Annotated in this window: 17 protein-coding genes and 1 riboswitch; of the genes, 7 read left to right on the top strand and 10 right to left on the bottom strand. The window is 71.9% G+C overall.

Annotated elements, in window-relative coordinates; all coding sequences use genetic code 11:
* Positions 1-11: 11 nt before the first annotated feature.
* The 3 genes from GA0070607_RS03155 to GA0070607_RS03165 are packed head-to-tail and all read right to left on the bottom strand — an operon-like array spanning position 12 to position 2,573.
* Entirely contained in the window at positions 12-479 is a 468-nt protein-coding gene (locus GA0070607_RS03155) for an acyltransferase (protein ID WP_231930798.1), read from the bottom strand.
* Positions 476-1,408, bottom strand: a complete 933-nt coding sequence (locus GA0070607_RS03160) for an NAD-dependent epimerase/dehydratase family protein (RefSeq protein WP_089016815.1) — start codon at positions 1,406-1,408, stop codon at positions 476-478. The genes GA0070607_RS03155 and GA0070607_RS03160 overlap by 4 nt, the downstream gene beginning before the upstream one ends.
* 25 nt (positions 1,409-1,433) lie before the next feature.
* A complete protein-coding gene (locus tag GA0070607_RS03165; protein ID WP_089016816.1) occupies positions 1,434-2,573 on the bottom strand; it encodes a DegT/DnrJ/EryC1/StrS family aminotransferase in 1,140 nt (379 codons plus the stop codon).
* A 119-nt stretch (positions 2,574-2,692) separates the two neighbouring features.
* Here GA0070607_RS03165 and lhgO point away from each other — a divergent pair, with 119 nt between their 5' ends.
* Positions 2,693-3,889 carry an L-2-hydroxyglutarate oxidase gene (lhgO, locus tag GA0070607_RS03170; RefSeq protein ID WP_089016817.1) on the top strand — a complete coding sequence of 399 codons (1,197 nt, stop codon included), beginning with the start codon at positions 2,693-2,695 and terminating at the stop codon, positions 3,887-3,889.
* A gap of 32 nt (positions 3,890-3,921) precedes the next feature.
* Here lhgO and GA0070607_RS03175 read toward each other — a convergent pair whose 3' ends face one another.
* Entirely contained in the window at positions 3,922-4,530 is a 609-nt protein-coding gene (locus GA0070607_RS03175) for a TetR/AcrR family transcriptional regulator (RefSeq protein ID WP_089021621.1), read from the bottom strand.
* 217 nt (positions 4,531-4,747) lie between these two features.
* On the opposite strand from GA0070607_RS03175, the gene GA0070607_RS03180 reads away from it, so the two are divergent.
* The 4 genes from GA0070607_RS03180 (at position 4,748) to GA0070607_RS03195 (ending at position 9,836) form a co-directional block, all read left to right on the top strand.
* Positions 4,748-5,644 (top strand): ABC transporter permease, encoded by an 897-nt coding sequence (locus tag GA0070607_RS03180; RefSeq protein WP_089016818.1) that lies wholly within the window; start codon positions 4,748-4,750, stop codon positions 5,642-5,644.
* A gap of 4 nt (positions 5,645-5,648) precedes the next feature.
* Positions 5,649-6,458, top strand: coding sequence for an ABC transporter ATP-binding protein (locus tag GA0070607_RS03185; protein WP_089016819.1), 810 nt, complete (start codon positions 5,649-5,651; stop codon positions 6,456-6,458).
* 147 nt (positions 6,459-6,605) lie between these two features.
* Complete coding sequence (locus tag GA0070607_RS03190; protein ID WP_089016820.1) at positions 6,606-8,123, top strand: bifunctional cytidylyltransferase/SDR family oxidoreductase; 1,518 nt, start codon at positions 6,606-6,608, stop codon at positions 8,121-8,123.
* Between the two features lie 42 nt (positions 8,124-8,165).
* Positions 8,166-9,836 carry a CDP-glycerol glycerophosphotransferase family protein gene (locus GA0070607_RS03195; RefSeq protein WP_089016821.1) on the top strand — a complete coding sequence of 557 codons (1,671 nt, stop codon included), beginning with the start codon at positions 8,166-8,168 and terminating at the stop codon, positions 9,834-9,836.
* Between the two features lie 23 nt (positions 9,837-9,859).
* Here GA0070607_RS03195 and GA0070607_RS03200 read toward each other — a convergent pair whose 3' ends face one another.
* From GA0070607_RS03200 to GA0070607_RS03220, 5 genes are all read right to left on the bottom strand, one after another.
* Entirely contained in the window at positions 9,860-10,606 is a 747-nt protein-coding gene (locus GA0070607_RS03200) for an alpha/beta fold hydrolase (RefSeq protein WP_231930802.1), read from the bottom strand.
* Between the two features lie 157 nt (positions 10,607-10,763).
* A complete protein-coding gene (locus GA0070607_RS03205; RefSeq protein ID WP_172898971.1) occupies positions 10,764-11,612 on the bottom strand; it encodes a C39 family peptidase in 849 nt (282 codons plus the stop codon).
* A 226-nt stretch (positions 11,613-11,838) separates the two neighbouring features.
* A riboswitch (cyclic di-AMP (ydaO/yuaA leader) is annotated at positions 11,839-11,980 on the bottom strand.
* A gap of 292 nt (positions 11,981-12,272) precedes the next feature.
* Positions 12,273-13,037: a hypothetical protein gene (locus GA0070607_RS03210; protein WP_172898972.1), complete on the bottom strand. Its 765-nt coding sequence runs from the start codon at positions 13,035-13,037 to the stop codon at positions 12,273-12,275.
* 163 nt (positions 13,038-13,200) lie between these two features.
* A complete protein-coding gene (locus GA0070607_RS03215; protein WP_089016823.1) occupies positions 13,201-13,584 on the bottom strand; it encodes a hypothetical protein in 384 nt (127 codons plus the stop codon).
* A gap of 118 nt (positions 13,585-13,702) precedes the next feature.
* On the bottom strand, positions 13,703-14,917 hold the full coding sequence (locus tag GA0070607_RS03220) for an acyltransferase family protein (protein WP_089016824.1): 1,215 nt from the start codon (positions 14,915-14,917) through the stop codon (positions 13,703-13,705).
* Positions 14,918-15,205: 288 nt separating this feature from the next.
* Here GA0070607_RS03220 and GA0070607_RS03225 point away from each other — a divergent pair, with 288 nt between their 5' ends.
* Complete coding sequence (locus tag GA0070607_RS03225) at positions 15,206-16,531, top strand: polysaccharide pyruvyl transferase family protein (RefSeq protein WP_089016825.1); 1,326 nt, start codon at positions 15,206-15,208, stop codon at positions 16,529-16,531.
* Here GA0070607_RS03225 and GA0070607_RS03230 read toward each other — a convergent pair.
* Positions 16,528-16,722 carry a hypothetical protein gene (locus GA0070607_RS03230; RefSeq protein WP_157743071.1) on the bottom strand — a complete coding sequence of 65 codons (195 nt, stop codon included), beginning with the start codon at positions 16,720-16,722 and terminating at the stop codon, positions 16,528-16,530. The two genes, GA0070607_RS03225 and GA0070607_RS03230, sit on opposite strands and share 4 nt — an antisense overlap.
* A 245-nt stretch (positions 16,723-16,967) precedes the next feature.
* On the opposite strand from GA0070607_RS03230, the gene GA0070607_RS03235 reads away from it, so the two are divergent.
* Positions 16,968-17,573, top strand: a complete 606-nt coding sequence (locus GA0070607_RS03235; RefSeq protein WP_408630888.1) for an alpha-ketoglutarate-dependent dioxygenase AlkB — start codon at positions 16,968-16,970, stop codon at positions 17,571-17,573.
* Positions 17,574-17,732: the final 159 nt, after the last annotated feature.

Raw genomic sequence — 17,732 nt, forward strand, 5'->3', positions numbered from 1 at the left:
GAGGGGGACTCCTAGCTTTCCGCTACGGGGACGAACCGGACATCGCCGCCGTCCAACTCGACTGTGGAGACCACCCGAGCCGGGACCCCCGTCACGACCGCCCCCGGTGGCACGTCTCTGCTGACCACGGCGCCCGCGCCGACGACCGCACCGTCACCGATGGTGACGCCCATCATCACTGTCGCATTCGCCCCGATGAAGACGCGGTCGCCGATCACCACCGGCGCCCGGTCCACCGAAGCATAGGCACGACCCGATACGCAACGCCGGGCGGTGGAGTGGGTGTAGATCTGCGCTCCGCAGCTGATGTCGCACCCGGCGCCGATGGTCAGCCCGCCGGACCCGTCGATGACCGTGAAGGCGCCGATCCATGTCCCGGCGCCGATCACCGGCTCGCCGATCACCCAGGCGTGCGGGTTGTACGGATTCGCCGGGAGCCCGTGCGATGACGGACTCCCGGCGGACGACAACTGGGTCACGCCACCTCGGTCTTGATCAGGTCGGTCATCCCGTCCTCGACGGCGATGGTCGGCTCCCAACCGAGCACCTCGCGGGCCCGGGTGATGTCCGCGGCCCGGCGGCTGACCAGCACCTCACGAGGGCTGAACTGCGGCTCGACGTCGACGCCGACCGCCTTGATCAGGATCTCGGCGAGGGTGGCCACCGACGTGTCGATGCCGGTGCCGATGTTGACCGCCACATTGCCCTGCTCGGCCTCCAGCGCGGCGACGACGGAGCGGGCGATGTCGTGGACGTGGATGAAGTCCATCGACTGCTCGCCCTTGCCGTCGATGACCGGGGGCTGACCGGTCTTCAACCGCTTCACGAAGTGGTTGATCACCGAGGTGTAGTAGGCGGTCGGCTTCTGGCCCGGGCCGTAGACGTTGAAGAACCGCAGGGCGACCCAGTTCAGGCCCTTGCTGCGCTGGTAGAAGCCGAGCAGGTCCTCACCGGCCCGCTTCGAGATGCAGTACGGCGTGAGCGGGTCGAGCCGGTCGTCCTCGTGCATCGGCAGCTTCTTCGGGTCACCGTAGACCGAGGCCGACGACGCGAAGACCAACCGCTTGACGCCGTGGTCGGCGGCGGCGGCGAAGACGTTGTGGTTGCCGACCATGTTGATGTCGATCGACTCGTGCGGGTCGGCCTGGCTCTTGTTGATCGAGACCGCGGCGAGGTGGATCGCGTAGTCGCAGCCCTTCATGGCCGCGTGCACGGCACCGCCGTAGCGGACGTCCTGCTCGATCAGCTCGACGTCGCCGGTCGCCACCAGCTCCGCGATACGGTCCCGGTCGCCGCGGGTCATGTTGTCGAAGATGCGGACCCGGTAGCCCTTCTCCAACAGCATCGGTACCACGTGCAGGCCGATGAAACCAGCGCCTCCGGTGATGAAGACGGTCTGCTTCGACATGGCGGAGCGTGTCCTTCCTGGGGGATCAGCGGCTGGTGGCCGCGGAGTTGACGACGTCGATGAGCGTGGCCGCGACGGTCTCGACCTGGTCGTCGGTGAGGTTGGCGTGCATCGGGATGGCCAGGTGCCGGACGAACAGGTCCGCCGAGACCGGGCAGGGCGTGGTCTGGCCGTAGAGCGGCTGGGCGTGCGAGGCGTACGTGCCGAAGGTGCACTGCACTCCGCGCTGGCGCAGCTCCAGCGCGACCGCGCCCCGGTCGACCGAGGGGGCCAGGGTGACGACGTACGACTGCCAGGGGTGCTCGCGGTCCGGCGCCTCGTAGGGCGTCGTGATCAGCTCGTGGTCCTTGAGCAGCTCGCCGTAGCGGGCGGCGGTGCGACGCTTGGCGGCCAGCAGGTCCGGCAGCCGGTCGAGCTGGGCGAGCATGATCGCCGCGGAGATGTCGGAGAGCCGGTAGTTGTAGCCCAGCTCGGTGAAGGTCGGGATCGGCAGGTGCGACAGCTCGGCGCGGGTGAGCGCACCCTCCACGCCGTACGTGTGCAGCTTGCGGGCGTGCGCCGCGAGGTCCTCGCGGTCGGTGACGTACGCCCCGCCCTCGCCGGCGGTGATGCCCTTGCGGCCGTGGAAGCTGAAGGTGGCGATGTCGGCCAGGCTGCCGGCCGGGCGGCCCTTGTAGGTGGCGCCCGCCGAGCAGGCGGCGTCCTCGACCAGGAACAGCCCGTGCTTGTCGGCGATGGCGCGCAGCTCGTCGTAGTCCGCCGGCTGCCCGAACGCGTCGACGGCGATGATGCCGACGGTACGTGGCGTGATCGCGGCCTCGACGGCCGCCGGGTCGACGGTCCAGGTGTCCGGGCGCACGTCGGCGAAGACCGGCGTGGCGCCGGTCCACATCACGGAGTGGCCGGTGGCCGGGAAGGTGTAGTCGCCGACGATCACCTCGTCGCCGGGCTTGACCCCGAGGGTGAGCAGCGCGAGGTGCAGGGCGGAACCACAGTTGCTGGTGGCGAGGGCGTGCCGGGTGCCGGCGACGACGGCGAAGCGCTCCTCGAAACGACGGCAGGTGGGCCCGGAACCAGCGAGCCAGCCGGAGGCGAAGACCTCGGCGATGGCGGCGAGTTCGGCCTCGCCGACCGTGGGCTGACCGAGCGCGATGACCTCAGACATGTGACTCCCAGAGAGGATGGACCCGGAGCAGTCTAGGCCAAGCCCATGGGGGGTGGGCCAGTCGGGCGCGCGGGTGGGCTTGGTTACCATCGGTCGCGGCGTCGGGCGGGAGAGATGACATGACCAGGTTCGTGGTGGTGGGTGGCGGCATCGTCGGGCTGGCGGTGGCACACCGGCTGATGATCGACCGGCCCGGCGACTCGGTCACGGTGCTGGAGAAGGAGGCCGGCTGGGCGGCCCACCAGACCGGTCACAACTCGGGCGTCATCCATGCCGGCGTCTACTACAAGCCCGGCAGCCTGAAGGCCACCCTCTGCAAGGCCGGCAGCGCCTCGATTGTCGAGTTCTGCCGCGAGCACGGGCTGGCGCACGAGATCTGCGGCAAGCTGATCGTCGCCACCGACGGCGCGGAGCTGCCCCGGTTGCACGACCTGCACCAGCGCGCCCTTGCCAACGGCCTGCCGGCGCGGCTGATCGATGGTGCGGAGGCGGCCGAGTACGAGCCGCACGTGGCGGCCGTGGGCGCACTGCACGTCGCCTCGACCGGCATCGTCGACTTCGGCGCGGTCTGCCGCAAGCTGGCCGAACTGCTCGCCGAGGGCGGGGCGGACCTGCGCACCGGCACCGAGGTCACCGGGGTGGCCACCCGTCCGGAGGGTGTGGTCGTCACCACCAACCGCGGCGAGGTGACCGCGGACGTCCTGATCAACTGCGCCGGCCTGCACGCCGACCGGATCTCCCGGCTGGCGGGCGTGCCGACGCCGGTGCGGATCGTGCCGTTCCGCGGCGAGTACTACGAGCTGGTCCCGCAGCGGCAGGGGTTGGTGCGGGGACTGATCTACCCGGTGCCGGACCCGCAGTTCCCCTTCCTCGGGGTGCACCTGACCAAGATGATCGACGGCAGCGTGCACGCCGGCCCGAACGCGGTGCTGGCCACCGCCCGCGAGGGCTACTCCTGGGGCCGGATCAACGCCCGTGACATCTGGGACGAGCTCTCCTACCGCGGTCTCTGGGCGCTGGGTCGGCGGCACTACCGCTACGGCCTGACCGAGGTGACCCGGTCGCTGTCGAAGAAGCGCTTCGCGGACAGCCTGGCCCGCCTGGTGCCGGAGCTGACCCCGGCGGACATCGTCCGGGCCGGCGCCGGCGTGCGGGCGCAGGCGATCCTTCCCGACGGCGGCCTGGTGGACGACTTCCTGATCGTCGAGGCCGACCGGCAGGTGCACGTGCTCAACGCACCCTCCCCCGCCGCGACCAGCTCGCTGGAGATCGCCCGGCACATCGTCTCCCGACTTCCGGTCGACGCGCCGCGCTGAGAGCGCCGGGCCGCGCTGAGAGCGCCGCGCGTTCAGGCGCGCGTCGACGGGGCCACGACGTTCCGGTGCCGGGGTACGGCCGGTTCGGCGCCGAGCCCGGCGGCCACCGACTCGACCAGGGCGCCGAGGTAGCTGTCGGTGACCGGAGCGCGGGCGATGGCGAGCCGCCAGTAGAGCGGGCCGATGATGAGATCGACGGCGGCGTCCGGGTCGGTGTCGGCGGGCAGCTCGCCGCGCTGCACGGCGCGGGTGACCAGACGGCCGCCAACCTCCTGCTGGCGGGCGTGCAGCACCTGACGCAGGGTCTGGTCGATGGTCGGGTTTCGGGCGGCCTCAGCGAGCAGGTCGGGGATGATCTGCGAGGCCAGCGGATGCCGCAGCGCGTGCGCCACCGCCTGGAAGAGCAGCGCGAGGTCGCCGCGCAGGGTGCCGGTGTCCAGCACGGGCAGCTTGCCGTGCGCGGCCGAGGCCACCATTTCCAGCACCAGGTCGAGCTTGGAGTTCCACCGCCGGTAGACCGCTGTCTTGCTGACGCCTGCCCGCCGGGCCACCGCCTCGATGGAGAGCCGGCCGTAGCCGACCGCGGCGAGCTCCTGCATCAGCGCGCGCCGGATGGCCGTGGTGATCTCACCACGAAGCACCGCCGCGCCGGCCGGGGCCCGCCTCTTCTCGGTCGTCACCAGGGACTCTTCTCGCAGGTCACGACGACCAGAGTAGCGCAACGACGGTACGGTTGCGTCCCGACGTGTTTCGGACTACTGTCCACGCAGCGACGAGGCGGCGCTCCGCGCACAGCTCCCACTAGGATTCCATCGTCGCGAGCAACCCGTCGGCACGAAAGATCGGAGCGCCCTTTTCATGGCCACCACCGCGCTGGTCGACCCTGACACGGGCCTGACCCAGGCGCAGCTGGCCGCTCGGCACGGGCTCCGGGTCGCTGGTGAGCGACCCACCCTCGTCGAGTACAGCCGCCGACTGTGGGCCTACCGGCACTTCATCGCCGCGTACGCCAACGCCAAGCTGGTCGCCTCGTACAGCAACGCCAGACTGGGCCAGCTCTGGCAGGTGCTCACCCCGCTGACCAACGCCGCCGTCTACTACCTGATCTTCGGGGTGGTGCTGGCGCAGAACGACAGCATCCCGAACTTCATCGGTTACCTGACCACCGGCCTGTTCATCTTCAACTTCACCCAGAGCGCGGTGCTGGCCGGCACCCAGTCGATCAGCGGCAACCTGGGGCTGATCCGGGCCCTGCACTTCCCCCGCGCCAGTCTGCCGCTGTCCACCACGGTGACCCAGTTCCAGCAGCTGCTCGCCTCGATGGTGGTGCTGATCGGCATCGTGCTGGTCACCGGCGAGCCGCTCACCCTGAAGTGGCTGATGCTGGTGCCGGCCCTGCTGCTGCAGGCGGTGTTCAACGCCGGCGTGGTGCTGCTGGTGGCCCGGATGGGCGCCAAGGCGAGCGACCTGAAGCAGGTCATGCCGTTCATCATGCGCACCTGGATGTACGGCTCCGGCGTCCTCTACAGCGTCAGCCTCTTCGAGCGCCTGCCCGGCTGGGCGACCACACTTGTCCAGTTCAATCCGCTGCTGGTCTACATCGAGCTGGCCCGCTACGCGCTGCTCGATCAGCCGCCACTGCTCAACGAGTCGCTGACCCAGCTCTGGCTGGTCGCCGCTGGTTGGGCGCTGGTGGGCGGGATCGGTGGCTACATCTACTTCTGGCGCGGCGAACAGGAGTACGGCCGTGGTTGATCAAATGCATGCCACCGACGAGGCGACAGTGGCCCTGCCCGTGCTGGCGCCGGAACGGATCCCCACAGTGGTGGTGGACGACGCGCACATCATCTACCGGGTGCACAAGGGTGCCGCCGGTGGCACCACGCCGGTGGCCGCGCTGCGCCGGCTGGTCAAGCGCACGTCCGCCCCGAACGTGCGGGAGGTGCACGCGGTCAAGGGGATCTCCTTCACCGCGTACCGGGGCGAGGCGATCGGGCTGATCGGCAGCAACGGCTCCGGCAAGTCGACCCTGCTGCGGGCCATCGCCGGCCTGCTCCCGGTCAACCGGGGCGCGATCCACACCCAGGGGCAGCCCTCGCTGCTGGGCGTGAACGCGGCCCTGCTCAACGACCTCTCGGGTGAGCGCAACGTCACCCTCGGTTGCCTGGCGATGGGGATGCACCCCGACGACGTGGCCCAGCAGGCCGCGGGGATCATCGACTTCTCCGGGATCAACGAGCGGGGCGACTTCGCCAGCCTGCCGATGCGCACGTACTCGTCCGGCATGGCGGCCCGGCTGCGGTTCTCCATCGCCGCCGCCAAGAAGCACGACGTGCTGCTCATCGACGAGGCGCTCGCCACCGGCGACAAGGGCTTCCGCAAGCGCAGCGAGCAGCGGGTGCGGGAGCTGCGTGAGGGCGCCGGCACGGTGTTCCTGGTCAGCCACCAGCTCTCCTCGGTACGGGACACCTGTGAACGGACCATCTGGCTGGAATCCGGCGTCCTGCGGATGGACGGGCCCACCAACGACGTGATCCGGGCATACGAGGCGTACGCCAACAGCAAGTAGAGTGCCGGCGAACCTCCGGCATCGACATGGCGCCATGAACCCGCGTCGCCCGCGTGGGGGCGACGCGGTTCGCGCGTTAAGGTTCATTCCGTCGCCGCTCGGGCGGAACCTTCCGTTAAACACATCGCTGAGAGTGAGGATCCGGCAATGACGCAGGACCAGACCACTGGCCCGGACGCCACACCGGAGACCCCGGCACCATGGCGGCCCTCACGGACGGTGGCCGTGGTGCTGGCCGGCGGCACCGGGACCCGGCTGGGCCTCGGCATCCCGAAGCAGCTGCTGAAGATCGCCGGTAAGCCGATCATCGAGCACACGCTGGCGGTCTTCGAGGCCGCTCCCGAGATCGACGAGATCATCGTGCTGATGGCCACCGGGCACGTCGAGGACGCCCGGCAGATCGTCGAGAAGGCCGGCCTGCGCAAGGTCACCAAGGTGATCGAGGGCGGCGAGACCCGTAACGCGACCACCCGGATAGCGCTGGACGCGGTCGGCCCGGCGGACTGCAACATCCTCTTCCACGACGCGGTGCGCCCGCTGCTCAGCGGCCGGATCGTGCGCGAGTGCGTCAACGCGCTCTGGACCTACGACGCCGTGGACGTGGCCATCCCGTCCGCCGACACGATCATCCAGGTGGACGAGAACGACTGCATCACCGACATCCCGGTGCGCTCCCGGCTGCGCCGCGGGCAGACCCCGCAGGCGTTCCGCTCCCCCACCATCCGCGAGGCGTACCGGATCGCCGAGGGTGACCCGGACTTCGCCGCCACCGACGACTGCGGTGTGGTGCTGCGCTACCTGCCGGGCACCCCGATCAAGGTGATCGACGGCTCGGACGAGAACATCAAGGTCACCCACCCGGTCGACGTGCACCTGGCGGACAAGCTCTTCCAGCTCGCCGCCGCCCAGGCACCCCGGCTGACCGACCATCGCAGCTACACCGAGGAGCTGACCGGCCGCACCATCGTGGTGTTCGGTGGCAGCTACGGCATCGGCCACGAGCTGACCGAGCTGGCCCGGCGCCTCGGCGCCCAGGTCTTCCCGTTCAGCCGCTCCACCACCGGCACGCACGTGGAGCGGGCCGAGGACGTCGAGGCCGCGCTGAAGACCGCCTTCGAGGCCACCGGCCGGATCGACCACGTGGTGGTCACCGCCGGGATCCTGGAGAGGGGCGCCCTCGCCGAGATGGACGAGGAGACGATGGACCGGGTGCTCCAGGTCAACTTCGTCGGCCCGGTGACCATCGCCCGGCAGTCCCTGCCGTACCTCCAGCAGACCAAGGGCCAGCTGCTGCTCTACACCTCCAGCTCGTACACCCGGGGGCGGGCCCGCTACGCGCTCTACTCCGCCACCAAGGCCGCCCTGGTCAACCTCACCCAGGCGCTGGCCGACGAGTGGGCCGACGTCGGCGTACGGGTCAACTGCATCAACCCGGAGCGGACCGCCACCCCGATGCGGACTCGGGCCTTCGGCGAGGAGCCGGAGCACACCCTGCTCGCCGCGGAGGCCGTCGCCCAGTCCTCGCTCGACGTGCTGATCTCCGACCTGACCGGCCAGGTGATCGACGTACGCAGGGCGCCCGGCGACGGGCCCTCCGCGAGCGTGCCGGCCCAGTCGGGGCCGGGGCGGGTCGGTTCACCGGCCGGTGCGGCCTCCGTGAGCTGACCCTGACGGCGACGGACCCGGGACGGCAGCGAACGGAGCGACATGCGTGGTGATCTGGTCCGAAAGCTGGCCGCCCGGTGCCTGAGCACCGGCCTGGCCGTGCTGGCCTTCGTCGTGGTGGCGCTGACCGGCGCCACCGGATGGGGGCTGGCGCTGGCCGTCGCCGCGCTGGTCGCGGCGGCCGCGGAGCAGCGGATCCGGCCCGGCGCTGACCTCGTCGCCGAGACGACGCTGATCGGCGCCGCCGTCCTGGTCGGATACTCCCGGCGGCTGGACGATGGGCTGGATTCGGCGCTGGTCGCCACCGCGCTGGTCCTGCTGGGGCTGGTGCTGCTGGTGGGGCCGCTGCGGACCGCCGGCAACCTGGAGATCCGGGTGGCCAACCTGCCGGTGCGGGCCTGGACGCCGCTGATCGCCGACCAGCTCGGCACCGCCCTGCTCGGGCTGCTCGGCGCGGTGACGCTCGCCGCCGCGGTGGCTCTGCCCGCCTCCGTGGCGCTGGTCGCCAGCCTGTTGGTCGGCGCCGGAGCCGGGGCGGTCGCACTGGACCTGGCCCGGCGCCGCTTCCGGCCGGCCGGCCATGGTGGGGCGGTGGCGCGCGCGCTGCGCCGGCACCAGCCGGAGTTCCTGCTCTACTTCTCCGCGCCTCCCGGCTCGGAGTACCAGGTCACCATGTGGCTGCCGTACCTGGAGCGGATCGGCCGGCCGTTCATGGTCGTGCTGCGCGAGCCCGAATTTTTGGCGCCGATCGCCGCGGCCACCACCGCACCGGTGGTCTACTGCCCCACCCTCCGGGCGTTGGACGAGGCGCTGGTGCCGAGCCTGCGAGCGGCGTTCTACGTCAACCACGGGGCGAAGAACAGCCACTGCATCCGGTTCACCCAGCTCACCCACGTGCAACTGCACCACGGCGACAGCGACAAGGCGCCGAGCGCCAACCCGGTGTCGGGCATCTTCGACCGGATCTTCGTGGCCGGCCCGGCGGCGATCGACCGGTACGCCCGCGCCGGGGTGCAGATCCCGGCGGAGAAGTTCGTGGTGGTGGGCCGCCCGCAGGTCGAATCGATCGAGGTACGCCCGGAGCCCGTCCGCGGCCTGGCCTTCCCGACCGTGCTCTACACCCCGACCTGGACGGGGCACCACGCCGACGCCGACTACTGTTCGCTGCCGGTCGCCGAGGACCTGCTGCACCGGTTGCTGGAGCGCGGCGCCACGGTGATCCTGCGGGCCCACCCGTACACCGCGCACAACCCGGCCTCGGCCCGGCAGCTCGGCCGGTTGACCGAGCTGCTGCTCGCCGACCGGGCCCGCACCGGGCGGCAGCACGTGGTCGGCGCGGCGGCCCGGGAGTTGAGCCTGACCGAGTGCGTCAACCGGTCCGACGCCCTGGTCTCCGACGTGTCCGGGGTGATCTCGGACTACCTCTACTCCGGCAAGCCGTACGCCGTCACCGACATGGGCGACGAGGGCGAGCACTTCGTGGAGAACTTCCCGCTGGCCGGGGCGGGCTACGTGCTGCGCCGGGACATGTCGAATGTGGACGAGGTGCTGACCGCGCTGCTGGACACCGATCCGGCGGCCGAGAAGCGCTGGGTCACCCGCCGTCACTACCTGGGTGACTTCCCCGTCGAGTCGTACGCCGAGGCGTTCCTGACCGCCGCCCGCCGGGAGCTGGCGCCGACGAAGACCCTCGCCGCGCCCGCGCCGCTCTAGCCGGCCAGGGGCCGCCGGACGGCTCAGCGGTACGCGTCCAGCAGCGCCAGCACCGCCCCCGGGTTCTCCACGTGCGCGTTGTGCCCGAGCCCGGGCAGCGTGACGACCGGTACGCCGAACTCCTTGAGCTGCGCGTCGGTGACCATCGGGTCCTGCTCGCCGCGGGCCAGCACCACCGGCACGTCGGTCGCCGCCACCAGCGCGGCGAGGTCGAGATCGCCGACGGCGAACGCGGCCGGATCCATCGCGAGGCGCCACCGCCCGTCGACCTGGCGCAGCCCGGCGTCCACCACCGGGTGGTCGGGCGGGATCAGGCCGGCGAGCCCGGAGACGCGCAGGTAGCGACGGGCCGCCTCGCTGCGGCTGGCGAACCAGCTGATCGGGCGCACGGCCAGTTCGGCGGCGCGGGTCAGCTCGTCGGGTGACCAGACAGCCTTGATGCCCAGCCCGACCACCGCGTCCACCGGCAGTCCGGCGGCACGGGCGGCCAGCGCCAGGCCCACCACCCCGCCCAGTGAGTGCCCGAGCACGACGATCCGGTCGTCGGGGGCGAGGCCGTGGGCGATCCGCTCGGCGAACCCGGCGAAGGAGTACGACGGCAGCGGGGCCGACCAGCCGTGACCGGCGAGGTCCGGCGCCAGCCACCGCCCCGGCCAGTGCTGCTCCAGCAGCGGCGCCCAGGGCAGCCAGACGTCGCCGGTCGCCCCCATCCCGTGCAGCAGCAGCAGGACCGGCCCGCGGCCGGTGTGACCACCAGATTCATCCACCACGGCCGCAGTCTCCCACGGTTCGCCGACGGGTACGAGAGTCCTCGTCGGCGGGACGAGGACGAACCACCTCGCGCGGTACGGCTTCACCTGCAACATGGAAAACGCGGCGGGCGCCGGCCCCTCGTGGGGGACGGCGCCCGCGGCGGCTGCGCCCGGGTCAGGCGGAGTAACCCCGAGTGGCGATCCAGTTCGCCAGGTCGATCGTGGTGATCCAGTACGACGGGTCGGCGGCGTTCGCCGAGTCGGCGATCCGCACGGTCCGGCCGTTGTCCTTGTAACCCACCACGGCGATGTAGTGCCCGCCGCCGTAGGAGTGCCAGCCACCATCGGTGTCGGTGGCGTCGCCGACGACGTTGGCCACCACGCCCCGGCCGGCGGTGATCGCCGCGACCACGTCGGCCTGGAGCCGGTCCATCTGGGCCGGGCTGGGCGCACCGGCGAACATCCGGGTCCGGTACGGGGAGCCCTTCACCTCGGCGTTGAGCACCCGGGTGGTGTCCAGGGCCGAGTTGGTGCCCATCTCGGTGGTGCCCAGCTCGACGGCGAGCTCGTCCTGGGTGCGGTCGATACCGGTGGCGCTGAGCGCGTTGCGGGTGGCCGCCGGTCCACAGTTGTAGTACGTGTTCTGCGCCTGGTAGTCGTAGTCGAGCACCTTGGTCGCCGGCGGCTTCGGCGCCGGCTTACGGGTCAGGTCCGGGTTGCCGCTGGCCTTGGCGGCGGGCGACGCGGCGGCGCTGGCCGTCGGGGCGGCGGTGCTCGGCGAGGTGCTGGCCGAGGGGGACGCGACGCGGGCCTCGCCGCGGGACGCGACGGTGTCGCTGCGCATCTCGGCGACAGTGGTCGCGGTGTGCTGGCTGGCCGGGGCGTCGTCGGCGCCGGCGATCAGGGCGCCGGTGGTGGTCGCGAGCGCCAGGGCAGCGGCGGAGGCGGCGACGATCTGGTAGGGACGCTCGGTGGCCAGACGACGGAGCTGACGCTTCAGGGTGTGCTTCACGGGGTCCTCCACGGATCAGGGGGAGAGCGGCACACCGGGCCGGACCGATATCCGGGCAGGCGCCATCGCGCGGACCGTGGTCCGCGGGTGGTGAACCGCTCAGGGGTGTGCCCGGCGTGGCCGGGCGGGAGAGGCGGTGACCCGGGGGGTCAGCTCACCGGACGGATGAGCGGGGGCACCGCGGCGCCGTGGAGGCGGGGGAACAACCGGGGGGTGGAGAGGTGCTGCACGAGGATGGAACTCCTTCCGACACCGCCTACCGGGTTAGCTGACGGATTCGGGCGGGAAGATCGCCCTACCGCGGGCCGTGGCTCGCGGATTCACCCCGGACTTACTGATGGTTCCCCGGTTCGTTGATCACGATTGAGCGGGTCGGCGCGGCGTCGCCTCTTGCGATCGGTTACCGCACCGGACGGGACGACACTACTGGCCGGCCCAAGCCCTGCCAAGCCAGGTTCACCTGCGTAAACCTGAAATTGAGCGCCGATTTCTGCGCGTATTGCCACTGACGTGACTCGATGGGACAACCGGTTACGGTGGCGCCTACGGTCGACAACCAGACAGGCCGGCGACAATGCCGCCGGATTTGCGCGAACATTGCGCCGGATCGTGCCGACTGCCCGATCCGATGCCGGTGTGAGCGGGCTCACGCCCCTTGCGGGGCATTTCCGGTCAGCCCACCCGGGCCGGGCGCCAACGCGCCGCGGTCGCCGGACGCGCCGCCGCGGTCGCTGCCGGCCGGACCGGCACCCGGACCGGCCGCAACCGGGCCGCCGCCGCGTACGCCTCCTCGGCGAGCGTGCGGGCCGCCTCGGCGGCCAGTTCCGCGTCCCGCCAGGTGGACCGTTCGCGCTCGGCGGCGGCCCGGTGCTCGGCCAGCTTGCCGTCCCGGACAGCGCGGCTCAGCAGCACCTCCTGCTCGACCGGGTGCCGCCGGGGATCCCAGCCGTTGCGGTGTGCGAAAACGTCGGTGAGCTGACGCATCGACAGGTCACCGCGCCAGTGCGCCGCCATCGCCGCCCGGTGCAGGTAACGCTCCCGGGCGGCGTACTCCGTCGGGGAGCGCGGCGTGCGCGGGGTGGGCAGCGAACCGGCGCCGGCGAACCGGCGGGCGGCCCGGTCCGCCTCCTCGTACCCGGCCCAGGCCCGCTCGGCCGTCTCCTGCGCGGCCAGCCAGTCGGCGCGGCGTCGGCGGGCGGTCTGCGCCGCGCCGGCCGCGGCGACGGCCACCTCCTCGGCGTACCGCCGCAGGTCCGCCGCCTCGACGGCGGCCAGTTCCCGGGCCGTGGGCGCACGGGACTCCTCGTTGGTCGGCCGGTCCCGCTCGGGGCGGGCGATCAGCACGGTGAGCACGGTCAGGGCCAGCAGGAGCAGTGCCGACCAGATGGCGGCGGCCTGCGGAACCTCGGTCAGGAACCGGTAGAGGACGGTATCCATGATCGGCACCTCCGGGGGGGGGGGGGGGGGGGGGGGGAAGATCGCTGCGGTGGGAAGCCGCACGGCCGACCCGGGCCGGGACCATCGTGGCGGGCCACGGTCCGGCGGGCGGGTGTGCGGAAGTAAGTGATCGACAGGCGTGGTGGGACGTCGTCCCGGTGGCTCAGAGCCGCGGCGGGGCCCGGGACGCCCGGGTGGCCGGATCGGCGGTGCGCGGCGATCGACGCGGACCGGTCCCGACCGCGGAGGCACCGGCCTCCGCCCGCACGGCGGCCTCGACTGCGGGTGCCGCCGGGGGCGCGTCCAGCGAGATCGGCGAAGCGGTGTGGTCGACGACGACCGGAGTCGCCAACTCGGCGGCGCCCGCGGGGGCGACCCATCCGGACGACGAGGAGCCCGAGGACACCGCCGAGGCTGGCGGGGCGGCCGACGCGGGTGACGCGCCCGAGCCGACGGCCAGGGCGGCGACCACGGCGAGGCTGGTCAGTATCCGGGTCGCCCAGCGCGCCACCCACCACAGCGGACAGGTGAGCGCGACGGGAGGCACGTCCCCACGCTACCCGCGGTGCCGACCGAGCGCATCGACGCCGGGCGTGTCGGAAACCGCCGCGCCGCCGGATCCGACCAGCGTGGACGCTCGTCGAGGACGTCGAGCGGCGGGCCGCTCAGCGGTCGGCGTACGCCGATCGGCGCTCGGTGTCGGCCGCCCCGCGCCGCTGGCGCGGCAGGACCGGAGCGGACCCGGCGTCGGCGGTCTCGGCGCGGCCGGACCCGGCCTCGACCGGCGGACGGCGGCGGCGCGCCCACCGGCGCATCATCGGCGTCTCCACGTATCGGTGCAGCAGCCCGGCGAGGAGCAGCGTCACCAGCAGGAAGCCGACCACCACCGCGGGACCCCGCCAGCCGGTGAACCCGCCGCCCCAGTCCCCGGTCCAGCGCAGCACTGTGGTCATCACCAGGACGTGCACCAGATAGAAGGAGAACGACACCTCCCCCAGCCACACCAGCGGGCGCGAACGCCACGGTGAGCGCCGGCCGCGCACGTCAGCGTCCGCGGCAGCGGTGATGACCAGCAGGTACGCCACCGCGAGCAGGGTGGTCCACAGCTCGGCGCGGATCCACTGCGCGGCGACCACCCAGGTGACCACGAAGATCACGCTGGCACCGGCCAGCCCGGGTCCCCGCCAACTGCCCCGACGCATCAGCTCGGCCGCCGCCGCGCCCATCCAGAACTCCAGCGACCGCACCGGCGGGAAGATCTGGGTGAACCACCACCGGCTGGCCTCCGGTACCAGGGCCTGGGCCGGCCAGAGCGCGAGGATCAGCAGCGGCACCGCGACGACCAGCGCCCAGAGCAGCGCCGGCCGGGCCCGGCGCAGCAGCGGCAGCGCCAACGGCAGGCAGAGGTAGAAGAAGAACTCGCAGGACAGCGACCAGCTCACCGTGTTGACGCTGTAGAACCAGCCGGGCCTCGGGTCCCAGGCCTGAAGCAGCAGCAGGTTCTCCACAGCGGCGAGCGGGGAGATCGGGTCGGCGAACCAGAGGGCGACCAGCAGCGCGGTTGCCCAGAGCACCAGGTGGTTCGGGTAGATCTTGACGACCCGCCGGCGCCAGAAGTCACGCCGACGCTGACCGGGCCGGGCCGACCAGACCAGCACGAAACCGCTGAGGATGAAGAAGAACTGCACGCCGGACAGGCCCAGGGTGAACAGCGCGTCGACCACTGCCCGGTAGTCGGGCTCGGCGACGATCCGCATGGTCCCGGCATGGAAGCCGAACACGAGCAACGCGGCGATCCACCGCAGCCCGGTCAGCGAGGGCAGCCGGTCCGCCAGGTCAGCGCTCGGAGCGGCTCGACCGGCGGGCGCGGGGACGGTCACGCCGGGCTCGCGATGGACGGCCGGCTCCCCAACATGCACGTCTCCTCCGTCGACCTCGGCGGACGGCCCCACGAGCGCGTCCAACGGCGGGCCGCGGTCCCGGCGCCGCCCCGACCGGGCACCCTACCGGCGGTGGCGACACCCGTCACCTCGGCGATGGTGACGCTTGTGTTTGTTCCGGGCGACCCGTGTCTTAATATTCCGGGACCCGGAGGTGACGGCGCGCCAGTCTGTCGAAGCCTGGGCGGCGCTGTGCCCGGGCGCCAGCAGACGAGAGGTGAACCCCCCATGCACCAACGGATTCTGATGCGGGCGAAGAAGGGCCCCTTCGACGTCTACTCCCCGGAGGAGGCGTTCGAAGGCAACTGGATCGGCGAGAACAACGGCAACCTGGTGTTCAGCCACGCCGCCCACAAGATCCTGCGTACCAGCACCGCCGAGATCACCTCGACCGGCTTCAAGATCGACCTGCGCGACGTCGACCGCATCAACGAGCAGTACGACGTCTACGTCATTCCGCTGGCCAACGCGTTCCGCCGCAGTTACGCGCACCGCCTCGAGGCGATGACCAAGTTCATCGAGCGGTTGAAGATCCCGGTGGTGGTGCTGGGGGTGGGCGTACAGACCAACGTCGCGGGTGACCGGGAGTACCTGCGCCCGATCGACGAGGTGGTCAGCCGGTTCGTCCGGGCGGTGCTCAACCGCTCGCACAGCATCGGCGTGCGCGGCGAGATCACCGAGGGCTACCTGCGTACGTTGGGCTTCTCGGCGGTCGACGTGATCGGCTGCCCGTCGATGTTCCTGCACGGCGACACCCTCGGGGTGGAGAAGGGCAAGGCGGTGCTGGAGCCGCACGACCGGGTCGCCCTGACCGTCTCGCCGTACGTGAAGTCCATGGGGAAGATCATCGCCGCGCACCAGCGGCGCTACCCCAACCTGCGCTACCTCCCGCAGGACCTGAAGACCCTGGGCACCCTGCTCTACGGCGACGCCCCGGAGGACCGGGGGAAGACCAGCACCATCCCGATCCACAGCACGCACCCGCTGTTCACCGAGGACAAGGTGCGGATGTTCCTCGACCCGTGGACCTGGATGGACTACCTCGCCGGCTTCGACTTCGCCTTCGGCACCCGCATCCACGGCACCATCACGGCGCTGGTCGCCGGTACGCCCGGGTACCTGTTCGCGCACGATTCGCGCACCCTGGAACTGGCCCGCTACTTCGACATCCCGCACCGGGTGATGAAGGACGTGCCGGCCGACGTCGATGCCGCCGACCTGTACGAGGAGGCCGACTACACGGCGTTGAACAACGGTCACAAGGCCCGGTACAACACCATGCTGTCCTTCCTGGCCAAGCACGATCTCGGCAACTCGTTCGCCGACGGCGACAGCGCCGGTCGCTTCGACGCGCAGGTCCGGGCCACCACCTTCCCGCCCGCCGTACGCCCGGCCGCCGCCACGGCGACGGAGGAGCTGCTGGCCCGGGTGCAGTGGCTGCACGACCGCAACGGTGAGCTGCGGCGCGAAATCGAGGCGTTGGGAGAGCAGCGGCTGCGGGCCCGGGTCCGGCGGGCCCTGCCCGAGCCGGTGCGCCGCATCCTCAAGCGTTAACCCCGTGCTGGACCGCTGTTCAGGCGGCCCACGCTCGGGCGCCACGTGAGGTTCCGAGGCCGTCCATCCGCGTCGTCAATGGTGACGAGGTGGTCTTCGAGCCGGCGCACGCCCCGCACCGGCTGCAGGCCCCACGGCCAGAACGAGAAGAGCAGCGCCGCGGCGCAGACCGCGCCGATCAGCAGCGCCACGGCCAGCACCAGCCGGCGGGCGCCACCGTGAGGCTGGTGGGGCTGCTAGGCACTGGTCGTCTCCTCGCCACACCGTCCGCCCGGACCGGGCGGAGCCGCCTCACGCTGGGGCCGCACCGACGATGTCCGGCGACACCGACGTGTGCGCCAGGTGACCAACGGGCGAAGAGACTCCCCTGGTCGTACACCTGTGCCAACGCGGCGGGTAGGGTGGGCATGTGTCCGAGCTCGCCTACCAGCCGTCGATGCTGGATCTCGCCGCCGCGGAGCCGTCGCTCGGCCCGCTGGTCGGGCGGCTGCGGAGACAGCTCTCCCGGGGCGCCTGGGTGGACCACCTGCCCGGCTGGGTCGCCGGCTCGGACGCGGTCTTCGACACCCTGCTGCGGGACGTGCCCTGGCGGGGCGAACGGCGCACGATGTACGACACCGAGGTGGAGGTCCCCCGCCTGCTCTCCTGGTACGGGCCGGACCGGCCGCTGCCGCACCCGCTGCTGACCGAGGCACGCACCGCGCTCACCCACCACTACGCCCCCGAGTTGGGCGAGCCGTTCGTCACCGCCGGCATGTGCCTCTACCGCTCGGGGCGGGACAGCGTCGCCTGGCACGGCGACACCCACGGCCGCTCCGCGCACACCGACACGATGGTCGCCATCGTCTCCTTCGGCGCGCCGCGGCCGCTGCTGCTGCGCCCGCGCGGCGGGGGCGCGAGCCTGCGGTTCCCACTCGGGCACGGCGACCTGGTGGTGATGGGAGGCTCCTGCCAGCGCACCTGGGAGCACGCCATCCCGAAGACCGCCCGGCCCGTCGGCCCCCGGGTCAGCGTCCAGTTCCGGCCCGCCGGCGTCTCCTGAGCCGCGCACCGGCGACGCGCGCGGGCAGGCCGAGCGGGTCGACGAGACCGTCCACTCGGCCGCTCGACCCCAGCCATTCGGCCCGGGGTCCGCAGGACCGGGGCCGATTTGGTCCTTTCAGATAGGTGAACGGCAGTTTGCGGCATTGACACGCCGCTG

Origin of the sequence: Micromonospora coriariae, from assembly GCF_900091455.1 — a bacterium.
Lineage (GTDB): Bacteria > Actinomycetota > Actinomycetes > Mycobacteriales > Micromonosporaceae > Micromonospora > Micromonospora coriariae.

Excerpts from the sequence above, each read along its gene's own strand:
- GA0070607_RS03160 (WP_089016815.1), bottom strand. The coding sequence starts at position 1,408 with ATGTCGAAGCAGACCGTCTTCATCACCGGAGGCGCTGGTTTCATCGGC.
- GA0070607_RS03165 (WP_089016816.1), bottom strand. The coding sequence starts at position 2,573 with ATGTCTGAGGTCATCGCGCTCGGTCAGCCCACGGTCGGCGAGGCCGAA.
- lhgO (WP_089016817.1), top strand. The coding sequence starts at position 2,693 with ATGACCAGGTTCGTGGTGGTGGGTGGCGGCATCGTCGGGCTGGCGGTG.
- GA0070607_RS03180 (WP_089016818.1), top strand. The coding sequence starts at position 4,748 with ATGGCCACCACCGCGCTGGTCGACCCTGACACGGGCCTGACCCAGGCG.
- GA0070607_RS03185 (WP_089016819.1), top strand. The coding sequence starts at position 5,649 with ATGCATGCCACCGACGAGGCGACAGTGGCCCTGCCCGTGCTGGCGCCG.
- GA0070607_RS03190 (WP_089016820.1), top strand. The coding sequence starts at position 6,606 with ATGACGCAGGACCAGACCACTGGCCCGGACGCCACACCGGAGACCCCG.
- GA0070607_RS03195 (WP_089016821.1), top strand. The coding sequence starts at position 8,166 with ATGCGTGGTGATCTGGTCCGAAAGCTGGCCGCCCGGTGCCTGAGCACC.
- GA0070607_RS03210 (WP_172898972.1), bottom strand. The coding sequence starts at position 13,037 with ATGGATACCGTCCTCTACCGGTTCCTGACCGAGGTTCCGCAGGCCGCC.
- GA0070607_RS03225 (WP_089016825.1), top strand. The coding sequence starts at position 15,206 with ATGCACCAACGGATTCTGATGCGGGCGAAGAAGGGCCCCTTCGACGTC.
- GA0070607_RS03235 (WP_408630888.1), top strand. The coding sequence starts at position 16,968 with ATGCTGGATCTCGCCGCCGCGGAGCCGTCGCTCGGCCCGCTGGTCGGG.